The sequence below is a fragment of the Gordonia sp. CPCC 205333 genome, assembly GCF_048537885.1.
GTDB lineage: Bacteria > Actinomycetota > Actinomycetes > Mycobacteriales > Mycobacteriaceae > Gordonia.
The window spans coordinates 944,331-949,155 of the sequence record NZ_JBCLVI010000001.1 but is presented as its reverse complement, the minus strand read 5'-3'; the positions used below and the strand labels follow the sequence as shown (position 1 = coordinate 949,155).

The 4,825-nt window shown below is 61.7% G+C and carries 5 protein-coding genes and 1 pseudogene; all 6 read left to right on the top strand.

The features are described 5' to 3' along the window. Window positions 1-380: 380 nt before the first annotated feature. Window positions 381-1,973: an ATP-binding cassette domain-containing protein gene (locus AAFP29_RS04590; RefSeq protein WP_419216115.1), complete on the top strand. Its 1,593-nt coding sequence runs from the start codon at window positions 381-383 to the stop codon at window positions 1,971-1,973. A 23-nt stretch (window positions 1,974-1,996) separates the two neighbouring features. Beyond that, window positions 1,997-2,779 (top strand): ABC transporter permease, encoded by a 783-nt coding sequence (locus AAFP29_RS04585; protein ID WP_419216114.1) that lies wholly within the window; start codon window positions 1,997-1,999, stop codon window positions 2,777-2,779. Then, complete coding sequence (locus AAFP29_RS04580) at window positions 2,776-3,612, top strand: ABC transporter permease (RefSeq protein ID WP_419216113.1); 837 nt, start codon at window positions 2,776-2,778, stop codon at window positions 3,610-3,612. Before AAFP29_RS04585 ends, AAFP29_RS04580 begins: the two co-directional genes overlap by 4 nt. Before the next feature lie 114 nt (window positions 3,613-3,726). Further along, entirely contained in the window at window positions 3,727-4,152 is a 426-nt protein-coding gene (gene panD / locus AAFP29_RS04575) for an aspartate 1-decarboxylase (protein ID WP_419216112.1), read from the top strand. A 79-nt stretch (window positions 4,153-4,231) separates the two neighbouring features. Next, window positions 4,232-4,579: a GNAT family N-acetyltransferase gene (locus tag AAFP29_RS04570; protein ID WP_419216111.1), complete on the top strand. Its 348-nt coding sequence runs from the start codon at window positions 4,232-4,234 to the stop codon at window positions 4,577-4,579. Then, window positions 4,564-4,818, top strand: a pseudogene (locus AAFP29_RS04565) (pentapeptide repeat-containing protein); the annotation flags it as partial. The gene AAFP29_RS04570 and the pseudogene AAFP29_RS04565, both read left to right, overlap by 16 nt. Window positions 4,819-4,825: the final 7 nt, after the last annotated feature.

Here is a 4,825-nt window from a genome sequence, read left to right as displayed (position 1 = left end):
TGATTCCCTTTCCCAATGGTCTAGTCAGTAACGATTATCGCGCCGACTGTCGAAATCTAATCACCTGACCGGCAACTCGAACCCTGCGAGTATCCGCGTGTTTCCTAACCGCGGGCCGAGTACTGATCAGGTCGTAATCATCTCCATATCGAATTGTGTCTTGACCACTGTAAATACACGGTCCAGGCCAGCGCCGCATAGTTATTTCGCGGGCAGTACTCACAGCGTTACCATCCCTGTTCAACTGTATCGGCGGGATCGAAAAGTAACTGCGCGTCGCTTTCGAGCGATGGACTGCGTAGGTTTTACATTGACTACACTGGGCACGTTTTTCGCGGCACTGGTGCCTCGCCAACGAATCATCGAGAAGGAGTGCGACTGTGTCGGACGTGAATGTCAGGCGCCAATCGACTCCCGGCGACGACGCGTTCGACGATCCGATCGCAGCGCAACTTCAGCTGTGGCGGGAGTCCAATCAGCGCATCGCCGACGGCGGCCCCATACCGCGCCCACGACCCATACCCACGCCTCCGGCCAATCTGCGTCAGGCCACACCCACCTCCCCTCGTGCGTCGAATCCGAAACACAATCCGTGGACGCCGGCACCCGGCCGCGCGCGCGATGCCGATCCAGTTGATCGGTTCACCACTCACGCGGGCCGGCACAGTATGCCGGTGTTGGCACCTCTGGACTCTGAGCCCGCCCGCCCGCGGCGCACAATCGGCGCACGATCGGCGCACGCACCTGACAGATACTCGCCCCCGCCGCAACCGCCTGCCGGGGCGTCGACCGGCTCGGCTACCCAGCACCTTGCCGAGTCACCGGCTCCCACTACGTCGTGGCAAACCTTCGAACCGGCGCCGCCGGTTGCGCCAGCGGTCCCGATTCCACCACTCGCGTCGGCTCCACCGAGACGACCCGAACCCTTTGCGGCGCAATATGAAACCGCGGATCAATCACTTCGAGACGGGCCGCTAGCGGCCTCCTGGTTACCCGATCCGCGAGCCGAAGAAAGATTCGCGGCATCGAGCGACTACGCCATCGAAGCAGTCAATCTGCACAAACGCTTCAAAGACATGGTCGCCGTCGAAGATGTGAGTTTCCGGGTTCCGACCGGAAGTATTGTCGCGCTACTCGGCCCCAACGGTGCGGGCAAGACGACGACCGTCAATATGTTGTGCACACTGCTGCGCCCCGACGGCGGCCATGCCGTCGTCGGCGGACACGACATCGTCAAACAGGCATCCGACGTCCGCAAGTCGATCATGCTGACCGGGCAATTCGCCGCATTGGACGAGTCGCTCACCGGACGGGAAAACCTAATCCTGTTCGGTCGACTCTTGGGCCTGCGCAAGTCGGAGGCCAAGGCCCGCGCCGATGAACTCCTGGACCATTTCTCGCTGACCGAGGCCGGCGGTAAACGCGTCGGCCAGTATTCCGGCGGAATGCGCCGTCGGATCGACATCGCTTGCGGACTGGTGACATCGCCCAAGGTCGTATTTCTGGACGAACCGACAACCGGCCTCGATCCGCGCAGCCGCCAGGATGTCTGGGCGTTGATCCAAAGCCTCAAGGCCACCGGCGTGACGACCCTGCTCACTACGCAATACCTCGAAGAGGCCGACATGCTGTCGGACAATATCGTCGTCATCGACAAAGGCCGTGTCATCGCCGAGGGCACCTCCGACGATCTCAAGACCCGAACCGGTGCGGCGTATTGCGATGTCACACCCGAACACGGAGCCGACCTCCCCCGGCTGCGGCATCTGCTGGCCGATCTGGTGGGCGATCAGATCTCCAACCCCGACGACCTCACGATCTCGGTACCGGCCCCCGATGGAGCGAATACCCTCGTCGAAGTGGTTCGACGAACCACCGAGGCAGGTCTTGAACTCTCCGACATCACCATGCGCCGACCTTCACTCGACGAAGTCTTCCTGCATCTGACCGATCCGGCCAGGGACGGGAGTTGACGTTGGGTTCATCCTCGCAACCGTTGATCACACCCGCGCGTGAACTTCGGATCAGCACACTCGAACAGTGGCGTGCGTTGTCGTGGCGCGGGATAACCAGCATCATCAAGAACGGCGAATTCATCTTCGCTATCGTCTCGCCGTTGTTCTTGGCTGTCTGTTTCTATCTCCCCCTGCGGTCGATCATGGAAACCCGCGGCATCGACTACGCGCAGTACCTGATGCCGGTCATCGTGTTGCAGTCGATCGCCTTCACGGCGTCGGCGGCCGCGATGCGCGCGTCGATCGACGGCCAGAAGGGCATCAACACCAGGTTCCGCGTGCTCCCGATGAACGCGACCGTGCCGACCTTCGCCCGACTGACCACCAACACCGCCCTGTTGACGGTGTCGGTGGTGTTCGCGTCGATCATCTGCCTGGTCATCGGCTGGCGACCGCAGGGCGGCATCGTCGGGATCGTCGGCCTATACGGCGTCGCTATCGGCGTCGGCGTGATCGTCAGCTTGCTCTGCGACGGAATCGGCCTGCTGTCGGGTAGCCCGGAAGCGACCAGCCAGGCACTCGCGTTGCCGCTACTCATCCTGGGGATGTGTTCCACCGGATTCGTCACCGAGGACCAGTTCCCCGACTGGATCCAACCGTTCGCACGTAACCAACCCGTCTCGCAGATCACCAACGCGATGCGCGCCTTCGACGAAGGTGACATCACCTGGTACAACGTCGGGCCGACGGTGTGGTGGTGTATCGGTCTCAGCATTTTCGCGGTCATCGTGGTTGTTCTCGGAAACCGGAGGGTGCGACGATGACAGCGCCGAAATACCTGGATCCCGCCGGATTCCCCAACCCCGACACCCCGCGTGAAGGCAGTATTCGCGCCTGGTTCACCCAATCGGGGCCGCTGGTCGGGCGGCAATTGATGGTCTGGTTCCGCGATCCGGTCACGATGATGCAGAGCCTGCTGATGCCCGCGGTGTCGATGATCATGTTCAAGGTGGTCCTCGGCGACTCCATCGCCCAAACCACCGGGCAGAACAGCGCTTACGGCACCGTGCCGCTAGTGATTCTGGTCGGCGCGATGTTCGGCTCGATGGCCGCCGCCGTCCGACTGAACCAGGAACGCGGCTCAGGGCTCTTGGGCCGGCTGTACGTGATGCCGATCAATCGTGGCGCGGATATCACCTCGCGGCTCGTCGCCGAACTGTTCCGAGTCCTCGTCACGACCCTGGTGCTGCTGGCGGCCGGCCACCTCATCGGATTCCGCTTCACCCAGGGCGTGCTACCGGCAATCGGCATCGTCGGTGTCGCATTGCTCTACGGGGCATCATTCTCGATGTTGGTGCTCGCCCTTGCGGTCAGCGCCAAACCGGGTGCCCCTTTGGTCCCACTGCTTTCGCTGCTGTCGAGTTTCATGATGTTCTTCAATTCCGGTTTCGTTCCGCTGAAGTCGTATCCGACCTGGGTGCAGCCGATCGTCGAATACCAGCCGATGACGCCGGCCATCGAGGTCATGCGATCACTCGCCATCGGCGGTCCAATCACCAAGAACCTGATTATCGTCGCGATCTGGGCGGTCGCGATCCTCGCGCTCACCACCTACCCGGCGCTGCGCGGCTACCGCAAGGCCGCAACCGACCGCTAGATCCGACGTCGGGCGGGTTGACTACGGACACTGATCGGCCGAAAATCGTAACGAATACCGCCCTGCTCCCGATGTAGCATCGAGGAAGCAGGCAAACGGAAGGGCGCGAAACCCATGTTTCGAACCATGATGACATCGAAAATCCACCGAGCGGTCGTGACACAGGCAGACCTGCACTACGTCGGATCCGTGACTATCGATGCCGATCTCCTCGATGCAGCGGACCTGCGCGAGGGCGAACAGGTGACCATCGTCGATATCGACAATGGTGCGCGACTGGAAACCTACGTCATTGCCGGTGAACGCGGATCTGGAGTACTCGGCATCAATGGTGCGGCTGCCCACCTCGTCCACCCCGGCGACCTCGTGATCATCATCGCCTACGGCATCATGGACGAGGCCGAGGTCCGCGAATATTCGCCGCATGTCGTATTTGTAGACGCTGACAACCGCGTACTGACCGAGGGCAACGACCCCGCGGACGTGCCAGCTGGGTCGGATCTGCTCGATCCGCGCCGCCCAAGTCTGGTCAACGCCTAACTCCCCCGCAATCTCTGCCGACACGTCGAGGTAATGCCTCGCCGTTCAATGTCGGCTTGCCACTACTACACTCATCCGAGTGACCACCGACAAAACAGGCGCCCAAGTCACCATTTCGGCAAACCCCGACCTCCGTCGTTACGAGGTTTACGCCGATGGTGAGCTTGCCGGATTTACCGTCTATCGCGATCGCGACTACGACGGCGCCGCCGAACGAATCTTCTACCACACCGAAGTCGGCGAAGCCTTCGGCGGACGCGGCCTCGCCACGATTCTCGTCAAGGAAGCGCTCGACGCCACACGGGCCGAGAACAAACTGATCGTCGGGGTATGTCCCCTCGTCGCAATGTTCCTGACCAACAATCCTGACTATGCCGAGGCGTCGCGTCCGGTAACCGACGAAGTCCTCACCTGGCTGCAGCCATAGCCGACGACGCGATCGGCCAGAATTTCGCCGATGAGAATTTCGCCGGTGAGACCTGGACCGAGCGGGCGTTCACCGACTGTACGTTCTTCGACGCCGACCTCTCCGACCTGACGACAACCTCCGTCGTATTCGACGGCTGCGACTTCACCGGCGCCAACCTCGCGGATTCGACGCATCGGTCGAGCGCGTTTCGCAATTGCATATTCCGGCGCACTCAACTCTCTGCCATCACGATGTCGGACTGCT